Raw genomic sequence first — 15,301 nt, forward strand, 5'->3', positions numbered from 1 at the left:
GGAAGTGCTTCGTCATGCGCCGCACCTCGCCCTCGCCACGTGCAGCTCCGGTGTGAGCACCTGCTTCGTCTTCGGCAGCACGATCCGGCCGTCGAAGTCGCAGAGGTAGAAGTTGAACCAGGAGCCGTAGGACGCCGTCCCCGTCAGCGCGTTGAGCTTGTTCGGCAGCCGCTTCAGGACGCCCTCCACGGTGTTCTCGTTCTTGTTGAGCGTTCCGGTGAGATCGGTCAGCTCGGCGATGTCGTCCTTCAGGGGCGGACGCGCGTCCTTGAGCAGCCCCGCGGTGGCGTCCGTCAGGTCGCCGATGCCCACCAGCGACTGTCCGATGGGCTTGCGGTCGGCGGACAGCCCCGAGATCACCCGACGCAGCTGCTTGAGGAGCCCGGAGAAGCGCGCATCGCGCTTGTCCAGCGTCTCCAGCACGGTGTTGAGGTTGTCGATCACCGACCCGATCAGCTTGTCGCGGCCGGCCAGGGTCGTGGTGAGCGAAGCCGTGTGCACGAGCAGGCTGTTGACGGTGCCGCCCTCACCCTGGAGAGTCCGGATGATCTCGGTGGCGAGCTGGTTGACGTCCTGCGGGCTGAGCGCGGCGAACAGTGGCTTGAAGCCGTTCAGCAGCGCGTTGAGGTCCAGCGCGGGCTGCGTGCGCGACAGCGGGATCGCGGCGCCTGGCCTCAGCAGGGTGCCGTCTCCCGCGCCCTCGGTCAGGGCGACGTAGCGCTGTCCGACCAGGTTCCGGTAGCGGATGACCGCGCCGGTGCTGTTCAGCAGCGGACGCTCCGCGCTGACGGTGAAGGTGACCTCCGCCAGCGTCCGGTCCTTGATCCGGATGCCCTCGACCTCGCCGACCCGCACCCCGGCCACCCGGATGTCGTCGCCCTTCTCCAGGCCCGTCACATCGCTGAACACCGCGTGATACGTGTGCTCGGGGGTGAGGGAGATGTTGACGATGGTGGCGGCGAGCAGGGCGGTCGCCAGGATTGTCACCAGGGCGAAGAGGCTGAACTTGATCAGCGGGGCGGCGGCCTGCCGGGCTCCTGACGTCCTCATGCGACGCTCACCGCCGTTCCGCGCGCCATCGGTCCGAACAGCAGGGTCGCGACCGGCGGCACCTCGTCGGCGGGTACGCCCATGACGGGCGCCACGAGCGAGCCGACGGAGCGCTGCTCGGCCCGGGTGGCGGAGACGCCGACCGGACCGGACGAACTGCCCTTCGCCGAACCGTCGTTGAGGTGGACCCCGGGGGCGGGCACCGGGGGATGGGGCAGGTCGCGGCAGTCGGGCCCCGACCGGTCGTCGTAGCGGGGATACTCACCGGGTTCGTACGCCCCTTGCTGGCGGACGACTTCGAGCGTGATGTGCATCTTGCCGCCGCGGAACGCCTGCTCGGAGGCCTGCTCCTCATGGACCAGGCCGGCGAGAAGGCAGGGGTACTCGGGCGAGTAGCGGGCGAAGAGTTCGAGCGTGGGGCGGGAGACCCGGCCCAGGGTGATCAGCCGGTCACCGTTCGCGTCGAGGAAGTCGTCCGCGGTGGCCGCGGCGGTGGCCGTCGTGGTGAGCGCGGCCGCGAGCCGGTCCCGCTGCTCGACGATGGTGCGGCTGGTGGTGACGGTGTTGCGCAGGATCTCCATCAGGTCGGGAGCCGCGTCGCCGTACACCTCGGCGACGTCGGCCAGGCGTGCGAAGTCCTCGGTGAGGGAGGGCAGGTGAGGATTGAGCCGGTGCAGATAGTCCCCCACGCGCGTGAGGTTGGCGCCGATCCGGTCGCCGCGCCCTTCGAGGGCGGTGGCGAACGCGGAGAGCGTGGCGTTGAGCTTGCCGGGCTGCACGGTCCGCAGCAGCGGCAGCAGGTCGTTCATCAGCTGCTGGAGCTCGATGCCGACGCGGGTGCGGTCCTGGGTGATGACGTCCCCCGCGCGGATGGGCCTGGCCGAGGGGCGCGCGGGCGCGACCAGGTCGACGTACTTCTCGCCGAACAGCGTCTTGGGCAGCAGGCGCGCGTGCACGTCGGACGGGATGTACGTGACGTACTCCGGCTTGAGCGCGATGTCGAGCGTCGCCTTCGTCCCGTCGGCGTGCACCGCGCGCACCTCGCCGACCAGCAGTCCTCGCAGCTTGACGTCGGCGCGGGGATCGAGCTGGTTGCCGAGGCTGTCGGCCTCCAGCTCGATCCGTACGGCCGGGGTGAACACCTGCTGGTACACGGCGACCGACAGCGACAGCAGCAGCGCGAGCACGGCGAGGAACACGACGCCGTACAACCGCAGTCTCAGCACCCTCATTCGGCTCACCCCGCAATCCGTACGGTTGTGTTGGCGCCCCAGATCGCGAGCGACAGGAAGAAGTCCAGGACGTTGATCGCGACGATCGAGGTGCGCACGGCGCGGCCCACGGCGACGCCGACGCCCGCCGGGCCGCCGCTCGCGTAGTAGCCGTAGAAGCAGTGCACCAGGATGATCAGGACGGCGAAGACGAGCACCTTCCCGAAGGACCACAGCACGTCGACCGGCGGCAGGTACTGCTGGAAGTAGTGGTCGTAGGTGCCCGCCGACTGCCCGTAGTAGCCGGTGGTGATGGTGCGGGCGGCGAAGTACGAGGACAGCAGTCCGACGACGTACAGCGGGATCACCGCGACGAAACCGGCGATCATCCGGGTCGTCACCAGGAACGGCAGCGAGGGGACGCCCATGACTTCGAGGGCGTCCGTCTCCTCGCTGATCCGCATCGCGCCCAGCTGCGCCGTGAACCCGGCGCCCACCGTGGCGGACAGCGCGAGGCCGGCCACCAGCGGGGCGATCTCCCGGGTGTTGAAGTACGCCGAGAGGAACGCCACGAAGTTGGAGGTGCCGAGCTGGTTGAGCGCGGCATACCCCTGCAGGCCCACCTCCGTGCCGGTGAAGAACGACAGGAAGGCGATGACGCCGACCGTGCCGCCCACGACGGCGAGGGCGCCGCGCCCGAAACTCACCTCGGCGAGCAGCCGCAGGATCTCCTTCTTGTAGCGGCGCAGGGTGCGGCCCGTCCAGGCCAACGAGCGGCCGTAGAAGGAGAGTTGGGCGCCCAGCTCTTCGAGGGAACGGAGTGGTTGGTCGAGGAGTCCTTGAGGTCGTATCCGTCGCATCGGCTAACCCCTCTGCGGGACGACTTGGAAGTACACCGCGGTCATCACGAAGTTCGTTACGAACAGCAACATGAAGGTGATCACCACCGACTGGTTCACCGCGTCGCCCACACCCTTCGGACCGCCCTTCGCGGTGAGTCCCTTGTACGAGGCGACGATCGCGGCGATCGCACCGAACACCAGCGCCTTGATCTCCGCCGCCCACAGGTCGGAGAGCTGGGCGAGCGTGGTGAAGGAGGCGAGATAGGCGCCGGGTGTGCCGTTCTGCAGGACGACGTTGAAGAAGTAGCCGCCCGCGACGCCGACCACCGAGACCAGGCCGTTGAGCAGCACCGCCACCACCATCGACGCAAGGACCCGCGGAACGACCAGCCGGTGGATGGGGTCGATGCCCAGCACCTGCATCGCGTCGATCTCCTCGCGGATCTTCCGGGCCCCGAGGTCCGCGCAGATCGCCGTGCCGCCGGCGCCCGCGATCAGCAAGGCGGTGACGATCGGTGAGGCCTCCCGCAACACCGCAAGGACCGAGGCGGCCCCGGAGAAGGACTGGGCGCCCAGCTGCCGGGTCAGGCTGCCGATCTGCAGCGCGATGACCGCGCCGAAGGGGATGGACACGAGGGCCGTCGGCAGGATCGTGACGCTCGCGACGAACCAGGCCTGCTGGATGAACTCCCGCGCCTGGAAGGGCCGTCGGGGGATGGTCCGGACGACGTCCAGCGCCATCGCGAAGAGGTTCCCGGATTGTCTGAGGGCTCCGGTCGGTGACAGCCTCATGCGCCGGTCACCGCCTTTCGGCGCAGCTCGGCCTCGCGTCTCGCGATCGCCTCCCAGCGGGGTGGCCTGGTGATGCCTGGTCCCGGCAGCAGGCGGGGAGTCAGAGCCTGGCTGCCGGGAGATTTTGTGTGCGCTCCGTCGCCGAGCTGGGCCAGCTCCTGCTCGACCTGCGCGGCGTCCTTCTCCTCGGCCATCCCGATGGGGCCCTGCATCCGGCCGTTCAGGAACTGCCGTACGACGGGCTCGTCGCTGGTCAGCAGCTCCTCGCGGGGGCCGAACATGATCAGCTCACGGCGGAACAACAGCCCGATGTTGTCCGGCACCTGGCGGGCCGAGGCGATGTCATGGGTGACGATCAGGAAGGTCGCATTGATCTGTGCGTTGAGGTCGACGATCAGTTGGTTGAGATAGGCGACGCGTACGGGGTCGAGGCCGGAGTCGGGTTCGTCGAAGAGGATGATCTCGGGGTCGAGGACCAGGGCTCGGGCGAGACCGGCCCGCTTTCGCATGCCGCCGGAGATCTCGCCGGGCAGCTTCCCCTCCGAACCGATCAGCCCGACCATGTCCATCTTCTCCAGCACGATGCGCCGGATCTGGCTCTCGGACTTACGGGTGTGCTCCCGCAGCGGAAAAGCGATGTTGTCGTACAGGCTCATCGAGCCGAACAGCGCGCCGTCCTGGAACAGCACCCCGAACAGCTTCCGCACCTCGTACAGGTCGCGCTCGCGCAGCTTGGTGACGTCCCGGCCCGCGACCTTCACGGAACCCCGCTCCGGCTTCAGCAGTCCGACGAGCGTCTTGAGAAACACCGACTTGCCCGTGCCCGAGGGGCCGAGCATGACCGATACCTCCCCGGCGGGCAGCGTCAGCGAGACGTCCTGCCAGATGACCTGGTGACCGAAGGACTTGGTCAGCCCTTCCACACAGATCTCGACACCCATCCAGTCCACCCTTCGGCCGTGGAGCAGCTCCGACATCTGCTCTACGGGGAGGGGCGGGGCGTCCGTCGCGACGGAGGCGGTTTTTTTCGGGGGTCTTGCGGCCGGGGTTCCGGCGGCTCGGCGGCCGCGCTTTTTCCGCTGGTTCTACGGCAGTGCTCTTCCGGCGGTGCTGGGGCAGTGCTTTCCGGCGGTGCTATGGCAGCGCGGTCGGGGTCGGTACGTCGGTCGGGGCGGCGGGCGTGGCGGGAGCCTTCGGGAGGGACGGAAGCGTCGTCGGGACCGTGGACGTGGCCGGCAGATCGGGGAGGCCGGGCACGCTAGGCAGGTCGGACACGCCGGGGACGTCGGGGACGGACGGCACTGGTGACAGCGAGGCATCCGGAAGCGGTGGCACCGACAGAGGCAGCAGCGACCGGTCGTGATCGCCGGGCGGCACCGCCGGCGTCGCTGCGGGAGACGTCGAGGCGGCCGAGAGATCACGGGCGTTCGGGGCGATCCGGCTGACGCTGTCGGGCCGGACGGTCTGCGTGGTCGCCTGGGCCATGCGGGACACGGAGGGACGGGGAGCTGTGCCCTGCCCGTCCCCGTCGTGGACGTACGGCAACACGAACCCCGCCACCACCAGGGTCGCGGCCGTCGAGGTCACCACCACGGCCTGCGCGTGTCCGCCCGCGCGCAGCTTGCCGCGCCCCCACAAGAACAGGGTGAGCCCCAGCGTTCCGGCCAGCGAGTTGCGCAGCGTGCGCCGGGCCCGGGCGAGCAGCGACTCGACGGTGCGATAGCTCAGCCCCATGCGCACGGCGACCTGGCCGACGTCGAGGTCCTCGGACTTCAGCCGGAGTGCCTCGGCCTGGCGCGCGGGCAGTTCCCCGCTGCGCACGGCCAGCCACCTGGCCTCGGCCCGGTCGCACACCGCCTCCTCGACGGGCACCGGACCCGGCGCGGCGAGTGTGGGGCTGCGGTGTACCTCGATCTCACGGTTGACCTGGCGGTATCGATCGACGCACAGCCGCATGGTCACAGTCGTCAGCCAGCCGCCGAGGCGCTCGTCGTCCAGGTCGGGGCGCTCCGCGGCGCGCAGCATCGCCTCGTGCACCGCGTCCTCGGCGTCCTCCGGGCTCATCGACCTGCGCCGGGCCACCTTGAGCAGTTGCTCGCGGTGACTCCACATGCGCTGCCAACGGTCGTGGGCCGCCTGTATCTCAGCAGGCATGTCCGGCATGTCCGTCGCCATGAGGGCCCCTTTGCGCTCACCCGCCGGTCCTGTGCCGTCCGGCGGGTGGCGACATTACCGCCCAGTATCCGCGGTTGGGGAGGGGGAGGAGACCATCAAATCCAGATTGTTGCTGGTCAGCGGACCGTCGCTGGGCAGCAGATCGTCGCCGGGCAGCTCGATGTCCGTGCCGGGCGGGGGGAGTTGGGGCTCCTCGGTCCTCTCGGCCCCGCCCGCCGGACGTGACCTGGTGGGGGCCGGCGAGTCAGGCGCGGACGGAGTCCGGGACGCGGAGGCGCTGGGGGAGGGGGACGATGTCGGCTCCGGCGTGGGTTTCGGCCGCGACGGCTCGGGGCGTGTCGACGCCTTCGCGGAGCTGTCCGGCACCACCCGGTGCCCCTCCAGGAAGTACGCGTACCAAGCCCTGACCGTGCGCAAATAGTCCTGCGAGTGGTTGTAACCGAGGACCGCCCGGTCCAGTTCGGCCGGGTCGGAGAGGTCTCGCCCGCCCGCACACAGGTAGCGCCCGGCGGCGAGCGCCGCGTCGAAGACGTTGTCCGGGTCCGCCCGCCCGTCGCCGTTGCCGTCCGTGCCCCAGCGGACCCAGGTCGACGGGATGAACTGCATCGGGCCGACCGCCCGGTCGTAGGCCGGGTCCCCGTCGTACGCGCCCCCGTCGGTGTCCCGCACGACGGCGAAAAGGCCGCCGTCCAGTCGCGGCCCGAGGATCGGCGCCACGGTCGTACCGTCCGCCGTCACCCGACCGCCACGCGCCTGCCCGGACTCCACCTGGCCGATCGCGGCCAGCAACTGCCACCGCAGCCGGCAGCCGGGCGCGGTGCGCGCGAGCTCTGCCTCGGTCTGCCGGTAGGCGGCGAACACGCTCACCGGCAGCGCGGCGCCCGCCACCGACGCCCCGCCCTTGCGTTTCCGGGTCCGCAGTGGCGGGAGCTCGGTGCGGTACCCGGTGTCGCCCGACACGCTCGGCCCGTGCTCGGCGGGCGCCTGCCGCGGGGGTACGGAGGCCCGTGCCGGAAGCGCCGCCGGCGCCTGTGACGCGGTCAGAGCCGCCATGGTCGCCGCCGCGATCGCCGTACCCCTGGCGCCTCTGACTCTGTGCCCTGCCACGTCGTGCTCCCCTCCCGGTGAACTGATGTCGTCTGCTCTACGTGCCAGGGCGGCGGGTCCGTCGCACGGAGCGGGGCGATTTCAGGAAACGGGGTCCGCACGCACGTCCGTCAAGATCTCCCCGAGCGGCCGGGGCGGCGCGCTCGCGATGGCGGACCCGGCGAGACGCGCGGGTGCCGGCATGAGGGCTTCGCGGTGTCGGGCCGGCGGTAGTGGGATCGAATCCCCGCCGAGGGCTGCCTGGCGCTGCCGTACGGTGCTGTTTTCCCTGGTCAGAACCGCGCGGCGAGCCGCTTGATCCGGCTCATGCCGCCCTGTTCGGGCAGTCCGCTCACGCATCGCTCACGCGTCGCCGACTGCCAAGCAGTGCATGGTCAGACCTGGCCGAGGTCGACCTCCACCGGGAAGGGGGCCGCGACCTTGAGGACGCCGGTGAAGACGTCTCCGTCCCGGTAGGTCTTCGTCGCGGGGTCGAGAACATAGGTGTACACGAGAGGGACACCTGTCACGGCCTGCTCGATCCGCCAGTAGAAGGCAATGCCTGCCTTGGCGTACTGGTCGACCTTCACGATCCGGTCGGTGGTCTCCGAGCCCGGCGACACCACCTCCGCGACCAGCAGCACGTGCTCAGGGCGGGTCGGGGTGATGTCGATCGTCTCTGCGCGGTACACGACGACGTCCGGGCGGCGATTGGTGAGCGGGACGTCCTGAAGCCGGACGTCGAAGTCCGTGTCGGCGTTCCATTCCGGGCCCGCGGCGGCATCCAGGGCGTTCGCCAGAATCCGGGCCAGCCGGTTGTGCCGCTTGGAGGCGCTCGGACTCACAACGACCATCCCGTCCACGATCTCGATCCCGGCGCACTGCTCCTCGGACCAGGACTCGTACTCCTCCGCCGTGATCTGCTCATGCATCCACGCCGGGGCCACCATCTCGGCCGTCATGAAGCACCTCCCGGACACTGTGCCGCGGGCCCGATCCCGCTGGATTCAGCGTACTGTCTGCCATCCGTCCGGAACGCTGATCTCGCTCACGCTCCCTCCCGGCGGCCGACATCCGACCAGCAAGCCCACGACAAGGGGGAGACCGGCGCGGTGGACTCGCCGCCAGAGGATCGGAACACGGCCGGCGGCACCACTGACCTGGCGGCCACACCGGTGAGCGCTGAACCACCCGGCGACGTGACCGTCGCGAAACCCTCGGCCGCAGAGCGGCATGGTGTTGGCGATGTCGCTTGTGCAGGAAGCGGGTCAGGAAGCCGAACCGTCGAGGTCGAGGCGGATCACGGCGAGCGCCTCGGCGATCTCGACGGTCATCTCGTCCTCCGGGCCGAACACCATGCACATGTCCTGGTGGAGTGGTTCGAGGACCTGCCGCGCCTCGGCGGTCCGGCCCTGGGCGAGCAGCAGCATCCCGATGTTGTGCCGCAGCTCCACGGCTTCCTCGCTCACGTCGCTGTCGACGGCCCGCACGACGTTCAGCACACCCTGGAGCGCGGCCAGCGCGTCGGTGACCTGGCCGAGCTCGGCGCGGCACCGGGCCGCTTGGGCGCGGCAGGCGCGGGCCTGCTCGCTGGTGGGCCCGGCGATACGGGCGTAGGCGTCGGCGAGGGCGTCGAACTCGGGCAGGGCGGCCCGGTAGTCGCCGCCGAGGAGGCGGATGGCCGCTCGCTGGCGGCGCAGCGCCAGGACCTGCTTGCTCTCGGAGCCGAGGGCGAGGGCGGCGGGTGCGATGACTTCGCCGAGCACCTCGGCGGCCTGCGCGAACCGCTCCTCCTCCAGCAGGGCGTCGGAGTGGGCGTACGCCTCCTTGATGTCCTCGCGCAGCCGGGCGGGGACGGGCACCGGCGGGGACCCCGGGAGGACGGCCGTCGGAGCCGGGCCTCCGGGCGCCGGGGCCTGGGCGCGGGCGCGGGGCGCGAAGGGGCGACGGAACACGTCCGTCGGGTCGGGCGCGCCGGTCGGCCCGGCATCCGCCGTGCCCGGCTCCTGGCCTGCCGGCGGGAGGAACGGCAGCAGCCGCGCGTACACCTCCTGCGTGTCTGCGGGCCGCGCCTCGGGTGCCTTGCGCAGCAGGTGCAGGACCAGCTCCTCCAGCGCCTCGGGGACGTCGGACCGCAGGTGTCGCAGCGGGGTGGGGGCGGCGTTGACGTGCTGGTACATCAGCAGGTACTCGCTCTCCGCCTCGAACACGAGGCGCCCGCTGAGGAGTTCGTGCAGCACACAGCCGAGCGCGTACAGGTCGGTCTGCGGGGTGATGCGTCCGCCGCGGACCTGCTCCGGCGACATGTACTGGTGGGTGCCGATGGGGCTGCCGGTGGCGGTCAGCTTGGTGACGTCGGTGCGCAGAATCGCCGCGATGCCGAAGTCGAGGACCTTCACGGTGCCGTCGCGGGCGACGAGGATGTTGCCCGGCTTGAGGTCCCGGTGGATCACCGGCACGTCGTGCGCGTACGACAGCACGGTCGCGACCTGCGCGGCGACGGCTGCCGCCCAGCTGACCGGCAGCGGCCGGTCGGGGTCGAGGTAGGCGGACAGCGGTACGCCGTCGACGAGTTCCATCACCAGGAACAGCCGCTCGAAGGACGCGTCGAGCACCGCGTCGTACACCTGCGGCACGCCGGGGTGCTGGATGCGCGCGGTGATGCGGGCCTCGCGACGGAAGCGCTTGGCGAACTCCTCGGCCAGCTGCGGGGAGGTGACCGACGCCTGCCGGATCAGCTTCACGGCGACGGGCCGGTCGAGCACGGCGTCGTAGCCGCGCCACACGTCGCCCATGCCGCCGTGGCTGAGCTCCTCCAGGAGTTCGTAACGGTCGGAGATCGCCTCCTGCGGCACCTTGCCCCCGGTGTGCGTGATGAACAGTCACGGTCAGGGGTCAAGTGTGACCGCTGCGTCAGGATGCCGTCCAGGGTTCGCGGTGCGACATGGACATGAGCCCGGCGGTGGACGACGGGCAGGAGGGGGCGGCGGCCGGCCTCCCGCCGCAGGAACAGCCCCGTGCCGCGGTCGGTGGACGGTGGGTGCCCAGGAGGAACCCCGGGCACCCACGGCACCACCGGCCCTGCGGCCGAATTGCCTCTACGCCGTCACTCCCTGTCCGCCGCCATGATGCCGACGCATTCTTCGAGCGCGGCGTGCAACGGCGTTACGAAGGCGGCGAGCTCGGTGTCCGACGCCTTCCCCACCTCCAGCACTGCGCCGACGACCGTCACCAGGACAGCGGCGGCCTTCAGCGCGTGCGCGTCGGCCAGCTCCTCAAGACGGCCGCCGGGGTGCGTGACCGCCAGGGCCTCCTTGCCGGTGGCCGGGTCGAGGCCGAGACTGCGCAGACGCGGCGTACTCGTGCTCATGCGGCGACCTCCCACGGAACCGGAACGTAGTCCTGCCCCAGCGTCGCCAGGACCGCCGCCCGGCGCCGCTCGCGCTGAAGGTGGCGCCGGTCATGTTCGTCCCGCTCGCGTTCCCATTCGACGACGTACGGCCGGACCAGGGGCATGCCGTCGGCGGTGATGACGTCCGCCGGATGCGGACACGTGATCACGGGCGGGGGTTCCGGAGCGGGGGGACAGGAGATAGGGGGCAGTGACGGCGGTGCTGCGGCGCGATGGGCACCCCGGGCGGGCAGGAACAGGGCCAGAATCGCGGCCAGTAGGCTGCGCATAGGTCGACTCCCAATCAGTCGGCTCAGCCCCGGCATGGAAGCTCTCACCCTTCCGGCCGGGGTGTTTCTTTGGGGCATGGTATCGCCTTGTATCGATTCGTCGCGAGACGTATCTCAAAGAGCGTGCATCAGTCGGCTTGCCTAGCGTCAAGTCCATGAACCCTGATGCTGAGATCGACCATGGCGCGCCGCTGACCCCGTACCGGCAACTGGCCGAGATCCTGCGTGGGCAGATTCAGCGCGGTGATTGGCAGCCCGGGCGGATGCTGCCGAGTGAGGCCCAGCTTGTGCAGCGATACGGGATCGCGCGTACGACCGTGCGGCGGGGGCTCGGACTGCTGGCCGAAGAAGGCTGGGTGTACGCCGTACCCCAGCGGGGGTGGTTCGTCGCCGACCCCCTGCCGCCCTCCTCCGAAACCCCCGCCCCCTCCGCATAGCCAAGCTCGGTCTGAGTCGGCGATCACGGGCCTGATGCGGCGCTGCTACTTCACATCCTTGGCCAGGACGGCGACGGCAACCCTGCCCACCACCCTCGTCAGTACGTAGTTGGTCGAGCTGCTGAAAGCGACACCCACGCCTGCCGGAATCGCCTTGGCCATCGCCTTCTGGGTGAAGGTGATGGACACCCGCTTGAACAGCTGCTTGATCGTGACCAGGGCGGGCCCTGTGAGGTACTGGTAGACCAGCTTCTGGGCGATCTTCTGTACCGCCGCCTTGCCGCCCTTCGACGCCATCTGTTCCGCCGAACCCGCCAAGGCGATGGTGAAGGCGAGGTGCTTCTTGTCCTCGGTGCTCAGCTCGGTCTCGAACACCTCGACCAGGCACATGCACATGTCGACCTGGAGCTTGAGCGTCACGGCGACGTCGGTGGCACCACCGCCCAGGATCGCGACCGCGGTCCCGACTCCCGGAATCACGCTCGGGGCGGCGGTGGCAGCCCCAGCGGCTGCCGACATCTTGGAGTACCGGCCTATGATCTTGGCCGCGATCCGGCGCTTGTCCTCCAGGCTCTCGGGCTTCCGCTCGTTCTTGTCCTCGAAGGCCCCGCGGTAACCGTCCACGACCTTTTCGGCTGCTGCCGGTGTCATGACGATCGTCTCGACGGCTTTCTGGAGCCGAGAGCCTGCGGGCTCGTCCACCGCGTTGTCCATTTACCCCTCCCCATTTGCTGCACCTCGTGCTGAGGGCAACCTGTACTTACGGCTGTACTGGTGACGTTCTCGAAGGACGCCCCGGCCGGTCACCCAGCCGGGGCGTACACGTCAGATGTCGTCGTCCAACCCCTCCTCGCGGCGGATCATCCGCCAGGCCGCCTTGCGGGCGCTGCGGTCCAGGCTGGACTTGAAGCCCTTGTCCGGGCCGAAGTACTGGCGGCCCATGCCCGCGATGGTGTCGATGTGGTCGGCCATCTTGTCGGCGAAGACGTTGTCGAAGACGAGGCCGAAGTTCTCCTCGTCGTTGACGACGGCCGCCGCCCGCACCTTCGGATCGGCCTTGGCCTCCTCGAATGGCCGGATGACGTCCTGCTCGGTGAACTCGGTGCCGAAACGCTCGTTGAACTTCTCGATCAACTGCGAGAGCAGCGACTTCTCCGCCTCCTTCGCCCCGCCCGAGCCGTCGCCGAAGCCCTTCAGCGTCGTCGACCCGTCCGCGGTGAGGGAGACGTCGTACTCGCCGGTCTTCTCCACCCGCATGTGGCTGAGGTCGACCTCCCCTATGTCGACGCCGCCGTCGGCGCTGCGCGGCAGCCGGTTGAGGAGGTAGCGGCCGTAGAGGTGCAGCCGTTCCAGCTCGGGGTCCTGGTAGGGGACGATCTGCGCGAGGAAGCCGTACTTCCTGACGAAGTCGTTGAGGTCGGCGCGGAACGTCTCCGCCACCTCCTGGTCGTCCTCGTCCTCGCTCTCCAGCAGGTGCGTGAAGCGGGCGACGGCCGGCGAGAGCAGCCGGTACAACTCCGCGTGCAGCTTCTCCCACTTGGACTGCGAGCCGGCCGCCTTCTCCTTGGCGGCGAAGAACGCGGCGGCGAACTCGTCCATCTCCTGCCCGGACAGGATCGCCGCCCGCATGACCTTGCTCTGCGCGGTGTAGAGCAGGTTGGGGTCGGAGGGGAGGGCGTCCGCCTCCTCGAAGTACGGGCGGAAGGCGGCCTGGATGTCCTCGGCGTCGTTGACGAAGTCGAGCACGGCCAGGTCTGCCTGGGTCTTGCGCTCGGCGGTCCGGTTCAGCCGGGACAGCGTCTGCACGGCGGAGATGCCGGTCAGCGACTTGTTCACGTACATCGTCGTCAGCAGCGGCTGGTCGAAGCCGGTCTGGTACTTCTCCGCGACGACCAGAATCCGGTACTCGGGCCGGCCCGCACCGCCGGCCCGCGCGGCCTTGTCGTCGGCACGCGTGTAGCCGAACGCCTTCGGCAGCGCGCTCTCCGACAGACCGCCGTTCTCCTTCGACTCGGTGGTCTCCTCGCCGTCGACCGTGAGCGAACCGGAGAAGGCGACCAGGACGCCCAGGTCGGGGTACTTGGTGTCGTAGTCCCGGTCCTTGAGGTAGCTCTTGATCGCGCGGGCCATCTGGACGGCGGACTGCCGCGAGGCGGTCACCACCATGGACTTGGCCCGCCCGCCGAGACGGCCCCTGCTGTGCGCCACGAAGTGCTCAACGATCACTTGGGCGTGCTGGGCGACCGTCGAGTCGTGGGTGAGCGCGTACCGGGCGAGCAGCGAGTTGGCCTTGGAGGGGTCGACCTCCCGCTCGTCGGGGTTCTGGTTCACCAGCTTCCAGTACGTGTTGTACGTGACGTAGTTGCGCAGCGGGTCGAGGATGAACCCCTCCTCGATCGCCTGCCGCATCGAGTACGTGTGGAAGGGCCGGTAGGTGGCCGTGCCGTTGACGTCCTGGAGCGTGCCGAAGAGTTCGAGGGTCTTGGCCTTCGGCGTGGCGGTGAAGGCGAAGTAGGAGAGGTTCGCGGCGCGGGAGCGGTCCTCGGCCCGCTTCCGGAGCTTCTTCCGCAGCTCGGCGGCCGGAACCTCGACCTCGGTCGCGCCGCCCTCGTCCGAGTCGGAGTCCAGGCCCAGTTCACGTAGCACGGCCCGTACGTCGGTCGCGGCATCGCCGGCCTGCGAGGAGTGCGCCTCGTCCACGATGATCGCGAAGTGAGTGCCCCGGAGCTCGGTCGGGTTGCGCAGCAGGTAGTCCAGCAGCGCGGGGAACGAGTGCAGCGTGACGGTGACGATCTTCCCGGTGTCCCGGGAGAGCGCCTTCGCGAGCTGCTCGCCCTTCGCCCCGTGCTTCTCGTCGATCTTCACGACGAGACCGGCGGTCTGCTCGAAACTGCCTATCGTTTCCCGGAGTTGGGCGTCCAGGTTACGACGGTCGGTGATGACGATGACCTTGTCGAAGACCGGAACGCCCGGCTTGAGGCCCTTGGACGACACGGCCTCGGGGTCGAGTTCACGGGGGTCGGCGGCGGTGTGCAGGTCGCTGAGCCGGTGCGCGAGCCAGCCGATGGTGTTCGACTTGCCCGAGCCGGCCGACGCCATCACCAGGTAGTCGTGCCCGGCACCGTGCGACGCGGCGTGCGCGGTGAGCTTCTTGACTGCGTCCCATTGCTGGAACCGCGGGAACACCATCGTTTTCGTCGTGCCGCCGCCGGGCGTCTTGGTCTTGTGCAGGTGCACGAAGCGCTGGAGCAGGTCCAGCCAGTTGTCCGGCTGCCAGACCTGCTCCCAGAGGTAGGAGGTCGCGTACGTGCCGTAGGCGGTCGGAGCCGGGTTGCCCGCGCCGCCCGGCTGGCCGGGGCCGTTGGAGCCGGTGTTGAACGGGAGGAAGCGGGTGTTCTTGCCCTTGAGCTGGGTGGCGACGAAGACCAGGTCCGGGTCGACGGCGAAGTTTGCGACTACCCGGCGCGTGAAGATCAGCTCGGTGGGGTCGCGGTCCGTGCGGTACTGCTCCTTGGCCTGCTCCACCCCCTGCTTGGTGAGCGGGTTCTTCAACTCGGCCGTGGCTACGGGGATTCCGTTGAGGAAGAGGGCGAGGTCGAGCCGGTTGCCCCAGTCTGCCTGCTTGGTCGCGTATTCGAGTTCGCGGACGACGGTGAGGCGGTTGGCCCGGTAGCCGTCCAGCACCGAGTCGTGGGCGACGAGGTTCGGCTTGAAGTACGCGAGGCGGAGCAGGACCCCCCGGTCCTTGACGCCGTTGCGGAGGACGTCGAGGAGTCCGTTGGTGGCGATGGCCTGGTCGAGACGACCGGCGAATCCGCGCTGCGCCTCGTTCGGGTCGCCGCCGTAGACGGTGAGCAGCTCGCTCCACTCGTCGGGCTGGGTCGCGCCGATGAAGGTGAACAACTCGTTGGTGTCCAGGCCGAGATCGGCCCGGTAGTCCTGCGGGCGCGCTTCGCGCCAGCCGCGCTCGACCATGGCGGCGACGATGGCTTCACCGAAGGCGGACTCCGTGTGGATGGGGCTCATG

Annotated in this window: 14 protein-coding genes; 1 reads left to right on the top strand and 13 read right to left on the bottom strand. The window is 69.7% G+C overall.

Features of this window, described 5'->3' with window-relative positions; all coding sequences use genetic code 11:
* Window positions 1-12: 12 nt before the first annotated feature.
* The 11 genes from M2157_RS33865 to M2157_RS33915 all read right to left on the bottom strand — a co-directional run bounded on the left by M2157_RS33865 (window position 13) and on the right by M2157_RS33915 (window position 10,717).
* Entirely contained in the window at window positions 13-1,050 is a 1,038-nt protein-coding gene (locus M2157_RS33865; protein WP_280867123.1) for an MlaD family protein, read from the bottom strand.
* Window positions 1,047-2,282, bottom strand: a complete 1,236-nt coding sequence (locus M2157_RS33870) for an MCE family protein (RefSeq protein ID WP_280867124.1) — start codon at window positions 2,280-2,282, stop codon at window positions 1,047-1,049. The genes M2157_RS33865 and M2157_RS33870 overlap by 4 nt, the downstream gene beginning before the upstream one ends.
* A gap of 5 nt (window positions 2,283-2,287) precedes the next feature.
* A complete protein-coding gene (locus tag M2157_RS33875) occupies window positions 2,288-3,121 on the bottom strand; it encodes an ABC transporter permease (RefSeq protein WP_280867125.1) in 834 nt (277 codons plus the stop codon).
* Between the two features lie 3 nt (window positions 3,122-3,124).
* Window positions 3,125-3,895 carry an ABC transporter permease gene (locus M2157_RS33880; RefSeq protein WP_057614781.1) on the bottom strand — a complete coding sequence of 257 codons (771 nt, stop codon included), beginning with the start codon at window positions 3,893-3,895 and terminating at the stop codon, window positions 3,125-3,127.
* Window positions 3,892-4,836: an ABC transporter ATP-binding protein gene (locus M2157_RS33885; protein WP_280868317.1), complete on the bottom strand. Its 945-nt coding sequence runs from the start codon at window positions 4,834-4,836 to the stop codon at window positions 3,892-3,894. Before M2157_RS33885 ends, M2157_RS33880 begins: the two co-directional genes overlap by 4 nt.
* Before the next feature lie 193 nt (window positions 4,837-5,029).
* Window positions 5,030-6,049 (bottom strand): sigma-70 family RNA polymerase sigma factor, encoded by a 1,020-nt coding sequence (locus M2157_RS33890; protein ID WP_348541814.1) that lies wholly within the window; start codon window positions 6,047-6,049, stop codon window positions 5,030-5,032.
* Window positions 6,050-6,124: 75 nt separating this feature from the next.
* Complete coding sequence (locus M2157_RS33895; protein WP_280867127.1) at window positions 6,125-7,177, bottom strand: lytic transglycosylase domain-containing protein; 1,053 nt, start codon at window positions 7,175-7,177, stop codon at window positions 6,125-6,127.
* A 374-nt stretch (window positions 7,178-7,551) separates the two neighbouring features.
* On the bottom strand, window positions 7,552-8,118 hold the full coding sequence (locus tag M2157_RS33900; RefSeq protein ID WP_280867128.1) for a Uma2 family endonuclease: 567 nt from the start codon (window positions 8,116-8,118) through the stop codon (window positions 7,552-7,554).
* 306 nt (window positions 8,119-8,424) lie between these two features.
* A complete protein-coding gene (locus M2157_RS33905) occupies window positions 8,425-10,011 on the bottom strand; it encodes a serine/threonine-protein kinase (RefSeq protein ID WP_280867129.1) in 1,587 nt (528 codons plus the stop codon).
* A 251-nt stretch (window positions 10,012-10,262) separates the two neighbouring features.
* Window positions 10,263-10,526: a hypothetical protein gene (locus M2157_RS33910; RefSeq protein ID WP_280867130.1), complete on the bottom strand. Its 264-nt coding sequence runs from the start codon at window positions 10,524-10,526 to the stop codon at window positions 10,263-10,265.
* Complete coding sequence (locus M2157_RS33915) at window positions 10,523-10,717, bottom strand: hypothetical protein (RefSeq protein WP_280857223.1); 195 nt, start codon at window positions 10,715-10,717, stop codon at window positions 10,523-10,525. Before M2157_RS33915 ends, M2157_RS33910 begins: the two co-directional genes overlap by 4 nt.
* A gap of 275 nt (window positions 10,718-10,992) precedes the next feature.
* Here M2157_RS33915 and M2157_RS33920 point away from each other — a divergent pair, with 275 nt between their 5' ends.
* Entirely contained in the window at window positions 10,993-11,274 is a 282-nt protein-coding gene (locus M2157_RS33920; protein WP_280857222.1) for a GntR family transcriptional regulator, read from the top strand.
* A gap of 45 nt (window positions 11,275-11,319) precedes the next feature.
* Here M2157_RS33920 and M2157_RS33925 read toward each other — a convergent pair whose 3' ends face one another.
* Both M2157_RS33925 and M2157_RS33930 read right to left on the bottom strand, forming a co-directional pair.
* Window positions 11,320-11,988: a hypothetical protein gene (locus tag M2157_RS33925; protein ID WP_280857221.1), complete on the bottom strand. Its 669-nt coding sequence runs from the start codon at window positions 11,986-11,988 to the stop codon at window positions 11,320-11,322.
* Window positions 11,989-12,099: 111 nt separating this feature from the next.
* Window positions 12,100-15,300 carry a type I restriction endonuclease gene (locus M2157_RS33930; RefSeq protein WP_280867131.1) on the bottom strand — a complete coding sequence of 1,067 codons (3,201 nt, stop codon included), beginning with the start codon at window positions 15,298-15,300 and terminating at the stop codon, window positions 12,100-12,102.
* Window position 15,301 lies beyond the last annotated feature (1 nt).

It is taken from the genome of Streptomyces sp. SAI-127, assembly GCF_029894425.1.
Lineage (GTDB): Bacteria > Actinomycetota > Actinomycetes > Streptomycetales > Streptomycetaceae > Streptomyces.